Below are 18,587 nucleotides of genomic sequence, written 5' to 3' on the forward strand. Positions count from 1 at the left end.
CCGGAAGGGTGATCCATGACGTCCGACAGTCACCTGCCGCTCGGCCTCAGGTATCCGGAGGCCTCGTTCTCGGAGTACCTGCGCCGGTATGCGCCGCAACTGCTGCCCGACCCGGGTGCCGGTGGTGGGGGCGACGCGGAGATCGCGCCGCACGGGACGACGATCGTCGCGGTCAGTTATCGCGGTGGTGTGCTGCTGGCCGGTGACCGCAGGGGCACGATGGCGCACATGGTGGCGACGCGCGATATGCGGAAGGTCGTCATCACCGATACCTATTCGGCGGCCGGTTTCGCGGGCACGGTGGGGATGGCGTTGGAGATGATCAGGTTGTTCGCGGTCGAGCTCGAGCACTACGAGAAGATCGAAGGAGCGTCGCTGACGTTCGACGGCAAGGCCACGAAGTTGTCGGCGATGGTGCGCGCCAATCTGCCTGCGGCGCTGCAGGATATGGCGGTGATTCCGCTGCTGGTCGGCTATGACACGGACATCGATCCGGAGCGGGCGGGGCGGATCGTGTCGTATGACGCGGTGGGGGGACATTATGAGGAGCGTTTCGGCTTTACCGCGGTGGGTTCGGGGTCGGTGTTCGCGAAGTCGTCGTTGAAGAAGACCTACCGCCGCGACGTCGAGGAGCAGCAGGCGCTGCGGATGGCGGTGGAGGCGCTGTTCGACGCTGCCGAGGACGATACCGCGACGGGTGGCCCGGATTTGCTGCGCGACATCTATCCCACCGCGGTCGTGGTCGATGCGGAGGGGGCGGTCGAGGTCGCGTCCGAGCGTCTCGCGGAGATCGCCCGCGCGGTGGTGGATTCCCGCGCGGCGGCGGAGCGGCACTGAGCGGCGCGGTTCTCGGTGGCTGCTGTCGCCGTGAAACGGTCGCTCGGAGGGTCTTCTCGGCACCGGGAATTGTGATCGAAGTCCCAGCCGCGGCTTGTTAAGCCTGTCACAGTAATTTCGTTCGGCGGTGCTCGGCGGCGCTTCGAAGCGCCGGAAATTCATCGGCCGGAAGCCGGTTCGGGCGACAAAAGTCGAGATCTCGCCGTTCGGGAAATGTTACCGGCGGGTTGGATCACATCCGCTGCTCACATCGCTGGGAGCTGCGACAACGCGTGGGAGATCGATCACGCTTGCTCCCTTTCAGCAGGCCGCTTACGGTGATTTCGTCGATGGCCGATGGCGCCCATTCGAATTCATCTCATCGAGAAGTTGCGATATTTCCTACCCTCGGGGCAATTTGTGTGTTAACGCCCTGGGCGGCAGGGGAATTCACGTAACCCGGCGAAACTGGAGCAATGGTTCAACCAACCCCCTGGCAAGTGTCCGAAGCGCGATACCGCCGCAGCCGCGGCGCCGATCACCCGGCAGGCGGCGAGACACGACGACGGGGGCGGGCTCTTCGATCGAACTGGGGCTTTCTGTGTGCCGCCGTCGCGAGTGCGGTCGGCTTCGTCCTGCTGTTCCAACCGTGGATCGTGGCGTCCGGAGCCGATGGAACGGTCAGCTCCAACGCGTTCGGCCGGATCGACGGGTTCACCGATGACTTCGACCCGTGGTCGGTTTCGAAGCTGCGTGAGGTGAATGTCGTCGGTGGGTGGGGCTTGGTGACGAGCGCCGCGATGGTCATGACCGTGGTCGCGGTCCTGGCGCATGCGCGGCTGCGCACCAAGGCGCTGGCCTGCCTGGTGATGGGTTCCAGTGCCACCGTGGCGGTTCTGGTGCTCATCACGCTGATGTACCTCGATGGCAAGGGCGCCGAATTGCGCATCCTGATCGATCAGGGCGAGGGCTTCAGCTCGGGGCTGCTGCGGATCCTCGAGGGCAAGGAGGCGACCGCGCCGGGGGCGGACGGGCGCCGGATCAGCAGTGCCGATTTGACTCCGGTGGCCCTGGCCGCGGGCGTGCTGACGTCGGGCGCCGCGGTGGCCGCGCTCGCCCAAGGTACCCGCCGCTACGGCATCAGCCCGATGCAGGCGTTGTGGCGGTATGCCACTCCGGAGCCCGAAGCACCGGCGCAACCGGTGACCGTCGCTACGGAGCCGGTGGTCGTAGCCGCGGAGGCGCAGACGGCCGCGCAGCCCACCGCACCGAAGAGCGAGCGGGTGCTGTGGGATGAACTGGTGTTCGACGATGATTTGGTCGCGAATGTGACCTGGGTTCGGAATCCGGCGAACCCGCTGGAAAGCGGCAGTTCCAAGCTCCATTCGCACAGCCCTGAGCCGGTACTCACCCGCTAGCTGCGTGATATTGCCGCCCCGGTGCCGATTCCGGCGCCGGGGCGGCGTTCGTCGCTCACCTCGGTACAGGACCGCGCACGATCGGGTCCGCGAGTGCTTCGTGGGCCATTCGCTCCCCGTTGTCCGTGGCTGGTGCACGGCGGGTCGCTGCGCCGTCCACACGTTCGATCACCGATCGCCACGGCCAGTTCGTCGATCTCGACGGTCAAGCGGCGGCAGTGCTCGACCAGTGTCTACGCCAGCCGGGACACCGACCACTCGCGGCCCGGCAATCGAGGTCCCTTTCGAGGCACCACCGAATGTGCACCAGAGCCGTTGGATTGACAGTCCCCGTGAAATGGGTGGCGCCACTCCAAATCTGCGGCCGAGGATGTTGTGATGGCGAGTGTGTTGGAGAGGCATGCTGTTTCGCGCGGTGATCGAGTCGAGGTCAGCGCTGCTACCGGAGTGGTGCGGGGCAGCTGGGATGGCGCGGTCGCGGTCTTTCGGGGGATCCCGTATGCCCAACCTCCGGTCGGGCCTCGGCGCTTCGGTGCGCCGGTCCCGGTTCGAGGGTGGGACGGTGTCCGGGACGCGCTGGAGTTCGGACCGTCGGTTCCGCAGCCCGACCATACCGGTGCAGTGATGTCGTCTCTGACGGGCAGCACCGATGACGGTTCCGAGGACTGCCTGACCCTCAACATCTGGACGCCGGACCCGGGTGCCACAGGGCTGCCGGTGATGGTGTGGATCCAAGGCGGTACCTATCTGGAAAACCACACTCGCAACCCGCATTACGACGCCGCCGTCCTCGCCACGGCCGGTGTGGTGGTGGTCAGCATCAACTACCGTGTCGGTGCCGACGGCTTCGCCCGCATCTCCGGTGCTCCGGACAACCGCGGCATCCTCGACCAGATCGCAGCACTGCGCTGGGTCCAGGACAACATCGCCGCCTTCGGCGGCGACCCGGCCAACGTCACCGTCTTCGGCCAGTCCGCTGGCGGCGCGTGCATCGCCGCACTGCTGGTCATGCCGTCGGCGACCGGTCTGTTCCGGCGGGCGATCAGCCAGAGCATGCCCGGCACCTACTTCTCACCTGATCTGGCCACCGCGGTAGCGGAGAAGATCGCCGAACACCTCGGGGTCCGGGCCACCATCGACGACCTCGCTCGCATGACACCGCGGGCCCTGACCGACGCGACAGCCGCCGTGATCGCGAGAATGCCGGAGTTGGTCGATACCTGGGGCCCGATGGCCCTTACGCCCACACCGTTCTCCCCCGTCATCGACGGAAACATCCTGCCGTGCACGCCGTGGAGTGGGCTCGCCGGCGGTGCCGCACGCGATATCGACCTGCTCGTCGGCCACACCCGCGACGAATTCCGGCTCTACACAACACGACCCGGCAGCGAACCGACCACATCACAGATCGCCGCCGCATTCGACCATCTCGCTCCGCCCGACGGTGAACAGCGCTACTGCACCGCCTACCCCGAGGCGACACCCACCTACCGGTTCGAAGTGCTCAACAGCGACTGGCTGTTTCGGATGCCGAGCCTGCATCTGGCCGACGCTGCGCATACCGGCGGCGGACGCGTCTGGTTCTACGAACTGGCCTGGAATTTCAACTCCCAACAGGGCGCCTCACACTGCCTGGACTTCTTGCTCGTCTTCGGCACCCTCGGCCCCAGCGAAGTCGCCGCGCACCCTCACGCCCGTCCCGACGCCGCAAACGAACTCACCCGCGTTTCCGACCGGATACGCACCGACTGGGCGACCTTCGCCGCCAGCGGCGACCCCGGCTGGGCACCCTACAACTCACAAACCCGCACCACCCGCGTCTACGACACCACGGCAACGGACCGGCCATACCCGCAGGAGCCCTCGCGCCGCATCTGGGCTGACCATCAATTCGATGCCCTGGAGCTGCCGGCCTGAAACACACCTCTGCGTCGCCGGCAGCCGAAAGAACCCGCCGTTCGCACAGAGTTGACCATCCGCAGGCCCGCGCTGGCCGATCCCATCAGCGCGCGATGCGGCCACGGACGGCCCGCAACGCTGCAACCGGTCAACAGCCTGGCCGTCGGAGGATCGGGCTTGCCGATGCCGCGCCGGGCACTCAGCGCCGTGGCCTGGCTCGGGTGGCGTACCGGCATCCAGCCTCTGCATCCGGCTTGGCTCCTCCTCGCCGACCGGACCTGCTTGGTCGACACGGCCAACGCGCGGCGCGACCTGGGCTGGACTCCTCGATATGGTGCGGACGACGTCTGTGCCGACCCGGTGGCAGCCCTGGGCGCCGGGGAGGCCGGACACAGCGCACCTCTGGCGCCCGGGCGGTCGCGCTGTGCGATTCGGGCGTCTATCACACCAGAGTCAACGTCCTTCTGCCCTGATATGACGCCGCTGACCACAGGCCCGGATCACTGTGCGGTCGCCGATCACTATCCAGGCGGACGCAAGTCGGCGGCTATCGGGATGGGGGTGCGGAGGTGAATGTTTCCGAACCGGTCCGGACCCGCCATGGGTCGAGTGTCGCCCGCTGGTGTTCCGCTCGCTCGATCAGCTGGTCGAAGTCTATGTCGGGCAGGTGGGTGCCCAGCCCTGCCACATCGCGCAGGGTGGTCCACAGCTGCTTTTTGCCTTCGATTCCCATGATCAGGAATTCGAGTTCGACGAACCTGCTCAGTGGCGAATAGCGGATCAGGCTCCCATTCGGTTTCCACCGAGCGAGACGTTCGAAAGCGACCGCGAGTCCCGTCTCGAGGCGGTTCTCCTTGACGCCCATGCGGCGCATGATCTCCCGAAACGTCTCGACATCCTCCGCGATTGCCGAGGCTACTTCGCTCAGCGCTTGCCCCGCGGGATGGTGCCGATTGTTCCGCTGTGCCCGCCGGGCCAGTTCCCGCCACAGCACACCCATCGCCAGCTGGTCGTTGAGATAGATACCGAGGAATTTGTTCACATCGAGCAGATACCCCCTGGCGCACCATCGACTCGCCCGCAGGTGTTGTGCCGCGGTGCCGCTATGTGGTCACGTTGATCCCCACGTCCGGGATTCTGTCGCGCTGACCGAACCGGCCAGCGCGGCGGGGCACGAGATCTACTTACTGCACGTGGCCGGTGCCAGCCGAATGCACCGAACTTCCGCTTCCCGCGATGTGCGAACCGGTTATCGAGGCCGCGAGCCTCTGCGCAGGCCAAAACGTGTAACCAAGCCGGTTGCGACCAGACCGAATATCGATCGTCCACCACGTCGGGCCGATCCGCTACCCGGCAAGCCCACCCTGCACGTCCAGCAGTCCGACGACGCAGCAACAGCAACTACGGCCGCCGCGGCGTCACCACGCATGTCGGCCGCAACCTGACCCCTGACGGCGCGAGCGGGAGGTGAGCTTGTGGGCGCCGAGTTTTCGACATCGTGGGGCGCGTCCTGCAGCGCTCCGGCGACCTCGCGGGCCGGATCGTCCAACTCCCACCACCGGGGACCGTGGCTGATAGTCAACGCCAACAATGGTCCGTGGTGAGTTGCTGTTCCGCCCACCATTGGCGAGATGCGGCGGGTCCAGCTGGCAAGAGGGGGAATCTCAGCGGTGTGGTGTTCACCAGTTTCGGTACGGCCAGTGCAGAGCGCCCAGGCCGATGAGCAAGAGGTAGGCGCCGACCCAGGCCCACGTCAAGATGGTACGAGTCCGACGCTCGTCGGGTGGCAGAGCCGCGACGAGGTTGCCGGGGTGGTAGCGGACGGACTCGGCGATCCGCACCTCCCCGGCCGTGGTGAAGTGGAGCTTCGGGGCAGTGATCGAGGTAGGTACGTCCTCGCATCGCAACTGTGCGACCTCGACGGTGCCCAGATCCCCGGGTGTGGCTTGCCGGACATCGAGGACAACGCAATCGGCGGTGCGACCCATCGTGGTCAGCAATGCCACCTGCACCGCAATCGGGCCGATGATCAGAACGGGAAGCGCTATGAAGATCGCCAGGATGAACGACCAAACCGACTCCGAGATGCTCGCCAGCGCGAAGGCGTAGCCGAAACACACGGCCATCCCGATGAACCCCACCGGGATGACCGCCAACTGCAAAGCGCCTTCCCGGAAGCCGACCAGCGCCATGCCGACGGCGAGAACCGGCATGACCGCCAAACAGATCGGCGCGAGCTTCGGCGCCAACGCGGCCCAGCCGCTTTTGTTGCCCACGCAGTCGATGATCGACTGAAATACGCGGGTCCTCAAGCTTTTTCGTCGCTGGCGTCCGGGACCGTCACTGACGAGGGCCGGAAGGTTCCGGATCGTTCGCCGGTTGTTCTCGAGCAGGTCTGCCCCGATCGACCGGTAGCACTCATCTGCACCCAGGCTTTGTCCGGACTGACCGGGGTATTCGTGATAGCGGCTGGGCCGATCCCTCGATGGCCGAACCTGTAGGTACGCATCCCGCGGCGCCCGCGCAGTCGAAGTATCGGTGCGTGGGAGGTCAGTTCGGCAGTGGCGGCAGCTCGAGGTTCTCGCGGAAGGTCGTGCCGAGGTAGTCGGAGCCGACGATGCCGCGGCGGCGCAGTTCGGGCAGTAGCCCGTTGACGACGAAGTCGCGGGTGCGCTCGTCGGCGAGCCCGCCGAGGGAGATCACGTCGAGCACCCCCGCGTCGTAGCGTTCTTCTACCGCGTCGGCGAGCTGTTCCGGTGTCCCCGCGGCCGCCCAGTGGCCGGTGTCTTTGGCCGCGATGATCAACTCTCGCAGGGTCTTTCCAGACCTCGCGAAATTGGAGAAGATCTCCACCCGTCCTCGCCTGCGGTGCACCGAGCGCACGTCGGGCAGCAAGCTCTCCGGTATCGGCTTGTCCAGCGGCAGGTCGGACAGGTCGATGCCGCCGCCGAGCAGATCGGCGAGCACACCGCGTCCGGCGTCGAAGTCGGTGGCTTCGGCCTGTTCTCGCGCCGAGCGGCGCGCCTCGGCCTCGGTGGCGCCGTAGGTCGCGTGGAAGGAGCTCATGATCAGCGGCAGCCCGTCGGCGCGGCCGAGTTCGCTCGCGCGGGCGCGGATGCGTTTGGTGTAGGTCGCCGCGTCTTCCAGAGTGGGCAGCGAGGTGAACACGACCTCGGCGAAGCGCGCGCCGAGCTCGACGCCGCCGGCGGACTGTCCGGCCTGGAACTGGACCGGTCGGCGCTGCGGCAGCGGCGGGATGTTGAGTGGACCGCGCACCGTGAAGTACTTCCCCGCATGGTCGATCGGGCGGACCCGGTTCGCGTCCAGGGTCGCGCCGCCGTGCCCGTCGGAGGTCAGCGCGCCTGGTTGCCAGCTGTCGAACAGGGCGTTGACGACCTCGATGGATTCGGTCGCACGCGCGTAGCGCTCTTCGGGGCTGGGCAGTTCCCGGTCGCCGTAGTTCTCTTCGCCTACCGAGGAGGTCACCGCGTTCCAGGCCGCGCGGCCGTTGCTGACGTGATCGAGTGTGCCGAACAGGCGTGCCAGGTTGTAGGGGTGGTGGAAGGTGGTGGTCACCGTCGCGATCAGGCCGACATGGGAGGTGACGGCGCTCAGCGCGGACAGGAAGATCAGCGGTTCCTGCGCGCCGATCGCGCCCTGTGCGCCGAAGCTGAGCAGGTCGGCGGCGAACAGGGCGTCGAACCCGTGTTGTTCGGCGATCTTCGCGACTTCGATCGACGAGGCGAGGGTCGAGGTGGCGGGGTCGATGGCCGCCGCGTACACGCTCACCGCACCGCTGACTCCTGTGACGGTCTTCAAGGGCCGTCGTCGCCCGTTCGCACTGCCCATTGCGGCGACGCTACCGGTCGGGCCTGCCGCGGCCACGGGTTGCGATCAGCGAGATGTTTTCTGCCGGAGGCGAATCGGGACCTCCAGGGGCCGACTTACGCTTGGCGCGGTTCGTCGTCCGGTCGCTTGTCGACGGGGCGCGGTACCCGCACCACTCCGGTGTCGAGGTCGATGTCGAACCGGGGAGTGTGGGTCTGCCCTTCGCCGGTTTCACTGCCCTCGTGGGTCAGTTTCTTGCCCGGAAACAGTTCCCCGATGACGCCCATACGGTCACGATACGCCCTGGCCGGTGTCCGGCTGGCGGGCATTGTCCTGCCCGCGACCCACTACACGCCGACGCCACGTGGTTGAGCGGCTTCGCCGGTTCGTCATGGGTGTCATAGCCATGGTTTACCGCCGCCCCGGATCGGATACTCGATTCGGGGCGGGCGTGTGTCGGCGAGAATCCGCGGACAGCGCAGTTCACGGCTGATCGACCTCTGCGACCGCCTGCGGCCGTCGCAGAGGTCGCCGGCTGTCGCCTCCGCGGCGAGCCGAGCGGCTGGGGCGCGCGAGCGCCGCCATGCCCGGCCGGTCGCTCACGAGCCGAAAGGCCGGTTTTGTTTTCGGCACCCGCGGGCGTCCGCTGGGCTACCATCGTGACCTACTCCTGATCGACCGAGGACCACGGCGCGGGGAGCACCGGGCGACACAGTATGAACCGAACGACAGATCGGCCTACCGGATGGAAGACGCCAACCTCGCCCAGGCTCGGGTGTTCCTGGAGTTGCTGACCGTGCGAGCCCGAACGCTGACGCGGGAAATCGGATTCGCGCATCGTGGCGATCCCGCCGTGCGACAGCAACTGCAGACCGAACTCTCCGCGGTACGTCGTTATATCGACCGCTTGCACCGCAGATTCCCGGAAATTACCGGGGCACAAGGTAATCGGCAGCTGATCGCACCCCATGGGTACGGAATCCCCGCGCGGCGGACAGCGGGCTGAGCAGGGCCGCGACCGGGGGCCGTCGCACCGGTGTCGCGACTGGTCCGCTGTTTGCGCCGCGGGCAGCGATGACGGTCTGTTGCCCGCGGCGCTGTCAGCGTCCGGGTGCCGGCCCTGTGGCGGTGTGGGTGGGCACGGTGAGCATGGCGACGATCATGTCCACGATCTCCGCCGCGTCCTCGGGGCGGGCGGCGCGGACGCCGGATTCGAGGGTGCGCTCGTAGTCGGCGATCAAGGCGAACATGACCGTGGCCATGGTCTCCAGCCGCTGTCTGCGCAGGCGCCGCGGCAGCTCGTGCAGTGCGGCATCGAGCCGGGTGGCGATGATCCGGACCGCCGCGCGGTCGGCTCCGGCGAGGCGGCGCGCGTCCGCCACGACGGGATGGGTGCGCACCACTTCCAGGAACCGGCCCAGATGGGTTACGCGGTCGTCGGCGAGCAGCTCGAGGATCGGTGTCGCGAGCATGCCGACGAGCGTGCGCAGGTCGTTGGCGCCACCGGCGGCTTCGTGCGCGGCAAGCAATTGCATGCGCCGCTGTTCGAGCCAGTTCATCCGCCGCTCGACGATCGCTTCGATCAGTCCGTTGCGGGAATCGAAGTAGTAGTGCACGGCCGAGTTGTTGCGCTGGCCCGCGGCGGCGGCGATGTCGCGCAACGGCACGTCGACGCCGCGCTCGGCGATGAGGCGTTCCCCGGCGTCGAGCAAAGCGGTGCGCGAATCGTCGCTGGGCATATCCGCACTGTACTAAACACGAGTATTGACGATGTTAAACACAGATGCTTAATTATACGGCGTGGGTAATGTGGCGGTGGTCACCGGTGCCGCGTCCGGCCTTGGCGCCGCTCTGTGCCGCAGCCTGGCCGCGCAGGGCGTCGCGGTCGTGGCTGCCGACATCGATGCCGCCGGGCTGGTGGCGCTGGCCGCGGACACCGGGATCCACACGCAGGTCGTCGACGTCTCCGACGACGAGCAGGTGCGTCGGCTGATTCACGGCGCCGCGACCGAGCTGGGACGCATCGATTACTTGTTCAACAACGCGGGCATCCGCCTCGGTGGCGCCGCCGACCGGATTCCGTTGCCGCAGTGGCAGCGGGTCGTGGATGTGAACCTGTGGGGTGTGGTGCACGGGACGCGGCACGCCTATCCGGTGATGCGGGCGCAGGGTTTCGGGCACATCGTGAACATGGCGTCGCTCGCGGGGGTGACACCGGTGACGCCGTCGGTCGCGTACGCGATGACCGAGCACGCGGTGGTCGGATTGAGTACCTCGCTGCGCGCCGAGGCGGCCGCGGCAGGGGTGAAGGTGAGCGTCGCCGTGCCGGGGCGGGTCGCGACCGACATCGTCGATTCCGGGATCGATCTGCCGGGCTATTCGTACCGGGGGTCGGCGCGCCGCATGCCGATCGGGATGATCAGCTCCGAGCGGGCCGCCGAGTACGTGTTGCGCGGCATGCGCAAGAACAAGCAGTTCATCGTGTTTCCGCGCTACAACCGGGCGGTCGTCGCCGCCTACCGCTGGTGTCCGGTCCTGATGAGCCGGATCGGGGGGCGTCGATGATCTCCGGTGGCCCGATCTTTCAGCTGTGCTGGGTGGTGCGTGATCTGGCCGCGGCGCGGGATGCGTTCGCCACGCGGTACGGGGTCGGGCAGTGGCTCACCGTTCCGGACGTTCACTTCGGCCCCGCATCGGCCGAACTGCATGGCACACCAGCCGATTACACGATCAGCGTGGCGCTCGGTTACGCGGGCGGCCAACAGGTGGAGCTGATCGAGCCGCGCGGCGGCGTGAGTCTGTACTCCGAGCATCTCGATCGCGTCGGTCCCGGACTGCACCACGCCGCCTGGGTGCCCGGTGATTTCGACGCCGCGCTCGCCGAGGCTCGGGCCGCGGGCATCGCGATCGTCGGGCGCGGCAGGTTCGAGGGGGCGGGAATGGAGTTCGCCTATCTCGACGGCGGTCCGATCGGCTCGTGTTTCGAGTTGCTGCGGCTGTCGGAGGAGATGAAGGCGATGTTCGACCAGTTGATTCCGGAAGGCTTCACCAATCCATGGCGGTAGACGGCGTTTCCACCCGGCGTCCTCGGTACGACCGAGGTGTGCCCGGTTCCGTCTGCCGCTGTTGTCCATCTGGTCTCGGCGACGGCTCGGTCCGCGCCGGGATTCCTGCGGCGCGCTCGACGCGCCAGGAAGGCGACCGACATGCGCTTCACCTATGCCGAGACGATGACAGATCCGTCGTATTACCTCCCGCTGGCCAAAGCCGCCGAGGACGCGGGCTACACCTCCATGGCGGTGGCCGACAGTGTGGCGTACCCGAAGGAATCGGATGCGAAGTATCCGTACACGCCGGACGGAAGCCGGGAGTTCTTGGAGGACAAGCCGTTCATCGAGGCATTCGTGCTGAGCGCGGCGATGGCGGCGGTGACCACCACGCTGCGTTTCACGCCGTTCGTGCTGAAGCTGCCGATCCGGCCGCCGGTGCTGGTGGCCAAACAGGCCGCCTCGGTCGCCGCGCTCAGCGGCAACCGGTTCGGTCTTGGCGTCGGAATCAGCCCGTGGCCGGACGATTTCGAGATCATGGGCGTGCCGTTCGACAAGCGCGGCGCACGCATGGACGAATGCATCGACATCGTGCGCGGCCTCTCGGCGGGCGGGTACTTCGAGTACCACGGGGAGTTCTACGACATTCCGCCGATCAAGATCAGCCCGGTGCCGACCGAACCGGTGCCGATCCTCGTGGGCGGGCACAGCAAACCCGCACTGCGGCGGGCCGCGCAGCGCGGAGACGGATGGATGCACGCCGGCGGCGATGCCGCCGAACTCGACCGGCTGCTGGCCGAGCTCGACGCTCTGCGCGCCGAGTACGGCACCCGCGAGGACTTCGAGGTGCATGTCATCTCGGTGGACGGATTCACCGTCGACGGGGTCAAACGCCTCGAGGACAAAGGGGTCACGGACGTGATCGTCGGATTCCGGGTGCCCTACACCACCGAGCAGGACACCGAGCCGCTGGAGACGAAGATCGCGCATCTGTCCCGTTTCGCGGAGAAGGTCATCGCGCGGGTCAACGGGTGACGGGTCAGGACGCCAGCGCCGCGGTGGCCGCGGCGAGCGTGCGCGCACGATAACCGGCGCCGAACAACGCCACGTGCACCAGCAGGGGATGCAACTGGTGCAGCGGAGTGCGGGCCGGCCACCCGTCGGCGAGCGGATGGGTCTCGTGGTAGGTGGCGAGAATGCGATCCAGGTGCGGGGCGCCGAGGAGGGCCAGCATGGCGAGGTCGGTCTCACGGTGGCCGCCGTGCGCGGCGGGATCGATGAGCATCGCGCGTTCCCGGGTCCACAGGATGTTGCCCGACCACAGGTCGCCGTGGATGCGGGACGGGGGTTCGGTGGACCCGGCGAGGTCGTCGATGCGGTCGATGACACGCTCCACCAAGCGAATCCCGTCGGCGCCGAGGTGCGCGGCCGCACGCGTCAGGTACGGCGCGAGGCGGTGCTCGGCGTACCAGCGCGACCACGGACCGTCGGCGGCGGCGTTGGGCAGCGGGAGGCTCGCGATCCAGCCTGCCCACGGCGCCCCGAAGTGTTTCGGCCGGTCGGCGTGCAGTGCGGCCAGTTCGCGACCGAATCGCTCGGCGGCCGCGGGGGTCGGCCGGGTCTCCTCCAGCCAGGGCAGCACCAGCATCCGGTCATCGGCGGCCAGCACCCGCGGCACCAGCGCGCCGGTGTCCGCATTGCCCAGCCAGGCCAGTCCCGCCGCTTCGGATGCGAAGACCGGCGTGGGCTCGGCCGAATTCTTGACGAAGACCCGGCGGCCATCGGCCAATTCGGCGCGGTGCAGCGTCCAGGCGTGGCTCGCGCCGAGGTCGGTGATCGTGTGGACGGGTGTGCCGAGCAGGGCGCGCAGCCGCTCGGTGCGGGTCATCGGGCGTGCGCGGTGAGGCGTTTCATGGTGTCCTCGTCGGCGGGGAAGAACGACTCGATGGCCAGTTCGGCGACGGTGACGTTCATCGGGGTGCCGAACACCGTTGTCACGCTGAGGAACGACAGTTCGTCGCCCTCGTGCTCGATCCGCAGCGGAACGACCGCCTGATCCGGTTCGGGCAGCGCCAGCTCCACTTCGCCGCCCGGATAGGACCGCAATTCCTCGAGCAGATCGGCCAGGTCCTTGGAGCCGGTGACCTCGGCCTGCCGGGCCAGACGGGCGAAGATATGGCCGCGCCATTCGGCGAGGTTGCGGATGCGGCCGGCCATGCCGTCGGGGTGCAGGCTCAGCCGCAGCGCGTTCACCGGTGGCGTCGCCAGCGCGGGATCGATGCCCGCGATCAGCACCGCTACCCCGCTGTTGGCGTCGATCATCGTCCAGTTCTGATCGATGGCCAGCGCCGGATACGGCTCGTGACCGGCCAGGATCTGGCGCATGGCGCCGCGGACGGCGTCCATGGCGGGTGTGTCGAGAGCCGGTTGGGCGTAGGCGGGGGCGTAGCCCGCGGCCAGCAGCAGGCGATTGCGTTCGCGCAGCGGGATCTCCAGGTGCTCGGACAAGTGCACGATCATCGTCCGGCTCGGCGTGGCGCGTCCGGTCTCGATGAAACTCAGGTGCCGCGCCGAGGTCTCGGCTCGTCCGGCCAGCTCCAGCTGGCTCAGTCGCCGTTCCAGTCGCCAATGCCGCAGTAGGTCACCAGCCGTTGGGGTACTCACTCCCCGATCCTACGAACGCTCATCCGGCCGGGCGATTACCTCTCGGGTAATCGACACCGATACCGCCGCGCATGGGGTTCCCGTCGCGGCATGCCACCGAAAGCACCATGTCTGAACATGCTGCGGCACAGGGACATGCACCCGGCAGCACAGAACGCGGTTGCGCCGGGCCGCGGCATGAAGCATCCGGCCGGGAAAACCATGCTCCGGCCGGATGTCGGGTGATGTCAGGCCATCTCGGGGACGCGCAGGTGCGCGAACGCCAGATCGAACTCGGCCATCTCGAGCACGTTGGCGCCGACCCGCTGCGTCGCCGCCGCCCTGATCCGATTCATCTGTTCCCGGCTGGCGTCCATCGCGTCACGGCTGGACCAGACGGTCGCTCCTACTCCGCGACCGGTGGCCCGGTCGACGAACAGACTGGCGCTGCAGAACCCATCGATCATCTCGGCCTGCGGCAGCACTTCCATCTTGAAGGTGTCGATCAGCCGGTCGAGCCGTTCGGGGTCGAGCTGAACCCACGTGCATCGAGCGCAGGCGCTGTCCTCGGCCGGATGGTCGCGATGCAGGGCCGCGATCTCCCATTCTTCGACCAGATCGACCCGGCCGTCGAGCCTTCGGGCCATACCGTCGCGCAATGGCTGGACCCGGCCGCGGCTGCCGTGCATGGCGGCGTCGGATTCCCACGCGGTCGTCGCGATGCAGCGTCCCGTCGACCGATCGGCCAGCAGGGACAGGCCGACCCATCCGTCGATTTCGGACAGTTTCGGCATCACTTCATCGCGGAGGTAGGTGATCCCGTCGTCGATCGACGACGGCTGGGCCGTAATGGTGCTGGAGCGTGCGTACACGGGCCACCTCCTGCCCTGGTCAGGGCGGCGCCCCGGTGGCGCCACCGGACATATTCACCTTCCTCCACCCTGCGCGTGCGCGCAATGCCCGGCTCGCGCACGAATTCGTCGGCCGCCCCCACGTGCAGGGGAAATTACTTTCGATAATCGGGGCATTACAGAAAGCAGTCGGATAATTGAAATCGAGCCCGACGGCTGTCACCGGACATATTGCCCGGTGCGATTATCGACCCCAGGAACGATCGCGGCGCATCACGACGCGACCCGTCCGAGGTGGCCGCGTCGATGGCGGCTAGGACACCGTCAGCGAATATTCCGCAGGTCGATTGGGGATCGAGGTACCGGGTAGGACCAAGACATGGAATTGTTGGTGATCATAGGTCTCGCGGTGCTGGTCGGCGCGGTGATTCTGTCTCGCAAGAGGTCCGGCAAGCGACCTGATGCACCCGAAGTGCCCGGAAACGATGGCGAATAGGGAGCAAGGCATGAGCGCGATGGATCCCGACCCCGGCAGGACACCCGATCTGGAACCCGGCGGCGGCGTGCCGCCCGGCTCGACGCCACCGGATACTCCGCAGACGTCCGGTCTGTCCGCGCCGGAGCCCACGACCAGACACCACTTCCCCGTCACCGGAGTCGTGGCGATGGTGATCACCGCCATGGTCGTCTTGGTGTTCGTCGCGGCGGCCATCGCGATCGTCGTGTCCATGCTGTGACTCGCGGCGGCCCGGGTCGCGGTGCGACGGCCGGACGCTCCTCGGAGCGACCGACCGCGTCCGGTTTCGTGCTCAGAGGTCAGAGGATGGGCCTGCCGCCGGTGACGGCGATGCGGGCCCCGGAAATGTAGCTGCCGTCCTCGGAAGCCAGCAGCACATACGTCCCGGCGAGTTCGGCCGGTTGACCGGCGCGGCCCAGTGGTGTGTCGTCACCGAACCGGGTGACCTTCTCGACCGGCATGGTCGAGGGGATCAGCGGTGTCCAGATCGGTCCCGGTGCGACACTGTTGACCCGGATGCCGCGCTCCCCCAGCAGCTGGGCGAGGCTGGCGGAGAAGTTCGCGATGGCCGCCTTGGTCGCGGCGTACGGCGCCAACGTCGGCGAGGGCATATCGGAGTTGACCGACGAGCTGCCGATGATGGAAGACCCCTGCGGCATGTGCGGCAGGGCCGCTTTCACGAGATAGAAATAGGCGTTGATATTCAGCTTGACGGTGTGCTCGAATTCTTCGTCGCTGATTTCCTCGAGATTGTCGTGCGTCATCTGATACGCCGCATTGCTCACCAAAATGTCGATTTTGCCGAATTCCCGGACCGCCCGGTCGATGACGGCGCGGCAGTGGTCGGCGTCGGCGAGGTCGCCGGGCATGAGCACAGCCTTCCGCCCGGCCTGCGTGACGAGGTCGGCGACCTCTTTCGCGTCCTCGTCCTCGTTCAAATAGGAGATCAGCACGTCGGCGCCCTCACGCGCGTACGCGATCGCCACCGCCCGGCCGATCCCGCTGTCGGCACCGGTGATCACGGCGGCTTTGCCGGTCAATTTGCCGGACCCGCGGTAGGTGTTCTCCCCACAGTCCGGAACCGGGTTCATCCGGGACTGGGTGCCTGGTACGTCTTGCTGCTGCTCGGGAAAACCCATGGTCGATCTCCTCTTATGCGATTCTCGGCCGCCGCGGGCGCGTCGTGCTGTTACAGGTCTTGTTTGCTCCGCCAGTCCCGCACCGCGTCACGGGCTCGGTCGAACAGCGCCAATGGCGGTCCCGCCAGCAGGTTCGCCACCGCGGACTCCCCCGCGTGCGGGTGCGGGCGGGTGGGCGCGACGGCCTCGGCGGCGCGCACCGACCCGGCCATGCGCCGCAGCTGCGTGGACGAGTACTGGGCGCGCAGCAGGGTGAACTCCTCGGCCTCCTCGTGCGCGGCGTGCTCGACCACGGCGTCGGCGAACGCGGCGAGCTTGGCATCGAACTCCGGATGATCCACCCCGAGGTCGTAGAGTTCCGACAGCGCCCGTTTGGCCTCGTTCTCCTCCACCAGCCGGGGTTTCACCACCTCGTCGGCGCCGAACCGAGCACGTCCGGCAACCGGGTGCACGACCTCCTCCTCGGCGCTTTCGTGCACCGCCAGCAGCCGCACCAGGTGGGTGAACACGTCTTGTTTCGCGTCGTGGCCCGCCTTCAACTGCTCGAGCAGCGAGGTGATCTCCTGGTGCTGGGCGGTGAGCAGGTCGACGACATCCTGATCGGGCATCACTGCACTCATTTCTGTCGTTACCGGATGAACTCCTGGGCTTTGGTTTTGGCGCCCTGGGCCAGCAGGTGCCAGGCGTCGGGATCGCCGCGTAGCACGGCTTCGGCGGTGTCCTTCATCTGGTCCCAGGTGGCATGGGGCGGGATGGGCGGCACCTCGGGGTCGCAGTGGACATCCAGCAGCACCGGGCTGTCGGCGTGCAGGGCGCAGTCCCACGCCGAGGCGAGGTCGTCGGGCGAGCGCACGGTGATCGCGTTCAGGCCGGCGCTGCGGGCGATGTCGGCGTAGGAGACGTCGGGCAGGGTTTGCGATTCCTCGAATTTCGGTGCGCCGCCCATGGCGCGCAACTCCCAGGTGACCTGGTTGAGGTCGTTGTTGTGGAAGACACAGACGACCAGTCGCGGGTCCGCCCAGCGCCGGTGGTAGCGGGCGATAGTGAGCAATTCGGCCAGGCCGTTCATCTGCATCGCGCCGTCGCCCACCAACGCGATCGCGGGCCGGTCGGGATGGGCGAATTTCGCGCCGATGGCGTAGGGCACGCCGGGGCCCATGGTGGCCAGGGTGCCCGACAGCGAGCCGCGCATCTGTCCGCGGAAACGCAGGCAGCGGGCATACCAGTTGGTGGAGGACCCCGAATCCGCGGTCACGATGGCGTTGTCGGGGATGCGTTCGGACAGTTCCCAGACCACCCGCATCGGATTGACCGGTTTCGCCGCCAGCATGGATTGCCGTTCGACGGTCTGCCACCAGCGGGCCACGTTCTTCTCGATCGTCTCCCGCCACGACCGGTCGTCTTTGCGTTTGACCAGCGGAAGCAGTTCGGCCAGAGTGGATTTGGCGTCTCCGACGAGATTCACCTCGGTCGGATAGCGCATCCCGATCATGGTGCCGTCGATATCGATCTGCACCGCGCGTGCCTGCCCGAGTTCGGGCAGGAACTGGGAGTAGGGGAAGTTCGATCCGATGATCAGCAGCGTGTCGCAGTCGCGCATCAACTCGTAACTGGGCCTGCTGCCGAGCAATCCGATCGGGCCGGTGACGAAGGGCAGGTCGTCGGACAGGACGTCCTTGCCCAGCAGCGCTTTCGCCACGCCCGCGCCGGTGCGATCGGCGATCTCCACGACCTCCGCGGCGGCCGAGCGGGCGCCTTGGCCGATCAGGATCGCCACCCGCGATCCGGCGTCGAGCACGTCAGCGGCGCGCTGGATGTCCTCGTGCGCGGGGACGACGGCCGTCGAGGGCAGTCCCGGCGGACTGGAGGGCACCTGTTTGAACGCGTGCTGCGGCGGGTGGTACTGCTCCTCCTGCAGATCGGACGGGATGATCACCGTCGTCGGAGCCCGGCGCGCGGCCGCGATGCGGAACGCGCGATCCAGCGCGTTGGGCAGCTGGCTGGCCACGTTGACCTCGACCAGGTAATCGGAGGCGACGTCTTTGAACAGGCTCTGCAGGTCGACTTCCTGCTGGTAGCTGCCGCCCATCGCGCTGCGCGCGGTCTGCCCGACGATCGCCACCACCGGCACGTGGTCGAGTTTCGCGTCGTACAAGCCGTTGAGCAGATGGATCGCCCCCGGCCCTGACGTCGCGGTGCACACGCCCACCTTGCCGCTGAACTTGGCGTACCCGGTGGCTTGGAAGGCCGCCATCTCCTCGTGGCGGGCTTGGATGAACGCCGGGTCGTCGTCCGCGCGGCCGAAGGCGGCGATCAGGCCGTTGATCCCGTCGCCGGGATAGCCGAAGACCTGCTGCACGCCCCATTCCCGCAGGCGCCGCACGACGTAGTCACCGACCTGTTGAGCCATGGATTCCTCCTCCGTGTGC

At 67.5% G+C, this 18,587-nt stretch carries 18 protein-coding genes; 7 read left to right on the forward strand and 11 right to left on the reverse strand.

Features of this window, described 5'->3' with window-relative positions; genetic code table 11:
- Window positions 1–15 precede the first annotated feature (15 nt).
- The 3 genes from prcB (at window position 16) to ON34_RS13435 (ending at window position 4,151) form a co-directional block, all read left to right on the forward strand.
- Window positions 16–837, forward strand: a complete 822-nt coding sequence (gene prcB, locus ON34_RS13425; RefSeq protein ID WP_051022487.1) for a proteasome subunit beta — start codon at window positions 16–18, stop codon at window positions 835–837.
- 455 nt (window positions 838–1,292) lie between these two features.
- Window positions 1,293–2,234, forward strand: a complete 942-nt coding sequence (locus tag ON34_RS13430) for a hypothetical protein (protein WP_157172290.1) — start codon at window positions 1,293–1,295, stop codon at window positions 2,232–2,234.
- A gap of 378 nt (window positions 2,235–2,612) precedes the next feature.
- Window positions 2,613–4,151, forward strand: a complete 1,539-nt coding sequence (locus ON34_RS13435; RefSeq protein ID WP_083889394.1) for a carboxylesterase/lipase family protein — start codon at window positions 2,613–2,615, stop codon at window positions 4,149–4,151.
- 529 nt (window positions 4,152–4,680) lie between these two features.
- Here the strand turns inward: ON34_RS13435 and ON34_RS13440 are convergent.
- From ON34_RS13440 to ON34_RS37150, 5 genes are all read right to left on the reverse strand, one after another.
- Window positions 4,681–5,175 (reverse strand): hypothetical protein, encoded by a 495-nt coding sequence (locus ON34_RS13440; RefSeq protein ID WP_040779206.1) that lies wholly within the window; start codon window positions 5,173–5,175, stop codon window positions 4,681–4,683.
- 637 nt (window positions 5,176–5,812) lie between these two features.
- Entirely contained in the window at window positions 5,813–6,409 is a 597-nt protein-coding gene (locus ON34_RS13445) for a hypothetical protein (protein ID WP_040779208.1), read from the reverse strand.
- Between the two features lie 274 nt (window positions 6,410–6,683).
- Window positions 6,684–7,982: an NtaA/DmoA family FMN-dependent monooxygenase gene (locus tag ON34_RS13450; RefSeq protein ID WP_040779211.1), complete on the reverse strand. Its 1,299-nt coding sequence runs from the start codon at window positions 7,980–7,982 to the stop codon at window positions 6,684–6,686.
- A gap of 95 nt (window positions 7,983–8,077) precedes the next feature.
- Entirely contained in the window at window positions 8,078–8,248 is a 171-nt protein-coding gene (locus tag ON34_RS36770; protein ID WP_169333869.1) for a hypothetical protein, read from the reverse strand.
- Window positions 8,249–9,061: 813 nt separating this feature from the next.
- Window positions 9,062–9,700, reverse strand: a complete 639-nt coding sequence (locus ON34_RS37150) for a TetR family transcriptional regulator (RefSeq protein WP_051022489.1) — start codon at window positions 9,698–9,700, stop codon at window positions 9,062–9,064.
- 61 nt (window positions 9,701–9,761) lie between these two features.
- Between ON34_RS37150 and ON34_RS13465 the strand changes: the two genes are divergently transcribed.
- The 3 genes from ON34_RS13465 (at window position 9,762) to ON34_RS13475 (ending at window position 12,043) form a co-directional block, all read left to right on the forward strand.
- On the forward strand, window positions 9,762–10,526 hold the full coding sequence (locus ON34_RS13465; protein ID WP_040779216.1) for an SDR family NAD(P)-dependent oxidoreductase: 765 nt from the start codon (window positions 9,762–9,764) through the stop codon (window positions 10,524–10,526).
- Complete coding sequence (locus ON34_RS13470) at window positions 10,523–11,026, forward strand: VOC family protein (protein WP_040779218.1); 504 nt, start codon at window positions 10,523–10,525, stop codon at window positions 11,024–11,026. The genes ON34_RS13465 and ON34_RS13470 overlap by 4 nt, the downstream gene beginning before the upstream one ends.
- A 141-nt stretch (window positions 11,027–11,167) precedes the next feature.
- Window positions 11,168–12,043, forward strand: a complete 876-nt coding sequence (locus ON34_RS13475; RefSeq protein WP_040779220.1) for a TIGR03619 family F420-dependent LLM class oxidoreductase — start codon at window positions 11,168–11,170, stop codon at window positions 12,041–12,043.
- A gap of 4 nt (window positions 12,044–12,047) precedes the next feature.
- On the opposite strand, the gene ON34_RS13480 is transcribed toward ON34_RS13475, so the two are convergent.
- The 3 genes from ON34_RS13480 to ON34_RS13490 form a co-directional block, all read right to left on the reverse strand.
- On the reverse strand, window positions 12,048–12,896 hold the full coding sequence (locus ON34_RS13480; protein ID WP_040779222.1) for a fructosamine kinase family protein: 849 nt from the start codon (window positions 12,894–12,896) through the stop codon (window positions 12,048–12,050).
- The gene (locus tag ON34_RS13485) at window positions 12,893–13,672 is read right to left on the reverse strand and encodes a helix-turn-helix domain-containing protein (RefSeq protein WP_040779224.1); all 780 of its coding nucleotides are present in this window, start codon (window positions 13,670–13,672) and stop codon (window positions 12,893–12,895) included. Before ON34_RS13485 ends, ON34_RS13480 begins: the two co-directional genes overlap by 4 nt.
- Window positions 13,673–13,899: 227 nt before the next feature.
- Window positions 13,900–14,523: a hypothetical protein gene (locus tag ON34_RS13490; protein WP_040779227.1), complete on the reverse strand. Its 624-nt coding sequence runs from the start codon at window positions 14,521–14,523 to the stop codon at window positions 13,900–13,902.
- 485 nt (window positions 14,524–15,008) lie between these two features.
- Between ON34_RS13490 and ON34_RS13495 the strand changes: the two genes are divergently transcribed.
- Complete coding sequence (locus tag ON34_RS13495; RefSeq protein WP_083889395.1) at window positions 15,009–15,239, forward strand: DUF6480 family protein; 231 nt, start codon at window positions 15,009–15,011, stop codon at window positions 15,237–15,239.
- A 79-nt stretch (window positions 15,240–15,318) separates the two neighbouring features.
- Here ON34_RS13495 and ON34_RS13500 read toward each other — a convergent pair whose 3' ends face one another.
- Genes ON34_RS13500 through ON34_RS13510 form a run of 3 tightly spaced genes read right to left on the reverse strand, consistent with a single transcriptional unit; the run spans window position 15,319 to window position 18,568 of the window.
- Entirely contained in the window at window positions 15,319–16,158 is an 840-nt protein-coding gene (locus ON34_RS13500) for an SDR family oxidoreductase (protein ID WP_040779233.1), read from the reverse strand.
- A 50-nt stretch (window positions 16,159–16,208) separates the two neighbouring features.
- Window positions 16,209–16,766 carry a hemerythrin domain-containing protein gene (locus ON34_RS13505; RefSeq protein WP_245548020.1) on the reverse strand — a complete coding sequence of 186 codons (558 nt, stop codon included), beginning with the start codon at window positions 16,764–16,766 and terminating at the stop codon, window positions 16,209–16,211.
- Between the two features lie 20 nt (window positions 16,767–16,786).
- Window positions 16,787–18,568: a thiamine pyrophosphate-requiring protein gene (locus tag ON34_RS13510; RefSeq protein WP_040779236.1), complete on the reverse strand. Its 1,782-nt coding sequence runs from the start codon at window positions 18,566–18,568 to the stop codon at window positions 16,787–16,789.
- Window positions 18,569–18,587: the final 19 nt, after the last annotated feature.

Origin of the sequence: Nocardia pneumoniae NBRC 100136 (assembly GCF_000308755.1) — a bacterium.
In the GTDB taxonomy this organism is placed as follows: Bacteria; Actinomycetota; Actinomycetes; order Mycobacteriales; family Mycobacteriaceae; genus Nocardia; species Nocardia pneumoniae.

Bases quoted from the DNA above. Each gene is read 5' to 3' on its own strand.
- ON34_RS13495 (WP_083889395.1), top strand. From the start codon at position 15,009: ATGAGCGCGATGGATCCCGACCCCGGCAGGACACCCGATCTGGAACCC.
- ON34_RS13500 (WP_040779233.1), bottom strand. From the start codon at position 16,158: ATGGGTTTTCCCGAGCAGCAGCAAGACGTACCAGGCACCCAGTCCCGG.
- ON34_RS13430 (WP_157172290.1), top strand. From the start codon at position 1,293: ATGGTTCAACCAACCCCCTGGCAAGTGTCCGAAGCGCGATACCGCCGC.
- ON34_RS36770 (WP_169333869.1), bottom strand. From the start codon at position 8,248: ATGGGCGTCATCGGGGAACTGTTTCCGGGCAAGAAACTGACCCACGAG.
- ON34_RS13470 (WP_040779218.1), top strand. From the start codon at position 10,523: ATGATCTCCGGTGGCCCGATCTTTCAGCTGTGCTGGGTGGTGCGTGAT.
- prcB (WP_051022487.1), top strand. From the start codon at position 16: ATGACGTCCGACAGTCACCTGCCGCTCGGCCTCAGGTATCCGGAGGCC.
- ON34_RS13510 (WP_040779236.1), bottom strand. From the start codon at position 18,568: ATGGCTCAACAGGTCGGTGACTACGTCGTGCGGCGCCTGCGGGAATGG.
- ON34_RS13505 (WP_245548020.1), bottom strand. From the start codon at position 16,766: ATGCCCGATCAGGATGTCGTCGACCTGCTCACCGCCCAGCACCAGGAG.
- ON34_RS13435 (WP_083889394.1), top strand. From the start codon at position 2,613: ATGGCGAGTGTGTTGGAGAGGCATGCTGTTTCGCGCGGTGATCGAGTC.
- ON34_RS37150 (WP_051022489.1), bottom strand. From the start codon at position 9,700: ATGCCCAGCGACGATTCGCGCACCGCTTTGCTCGACGCCGGGGAACGC.
- ON34_RS13475 (WP_040779220.1), top strand. From the start codon at position 11,168: ATGCGCTTCACCTATGCCGAGACGATGACAGATCCGTCGTATTACCTC.
- ON34_RS13450 (WP_040779211.1), bottom strand. From the start codon at position 7,982: ATGGGCAGTGCGAACGGGCGACGACGGCCCTTGAAGACCGTCACAGGA.
- ON34_RS13480 (WP_040779222.1), bottom strand. From the start codon at position 12,896: ATGACCCGCACCGAGCGGCTGCGCGCCCTGCTCGGCACACCCGTCCAC.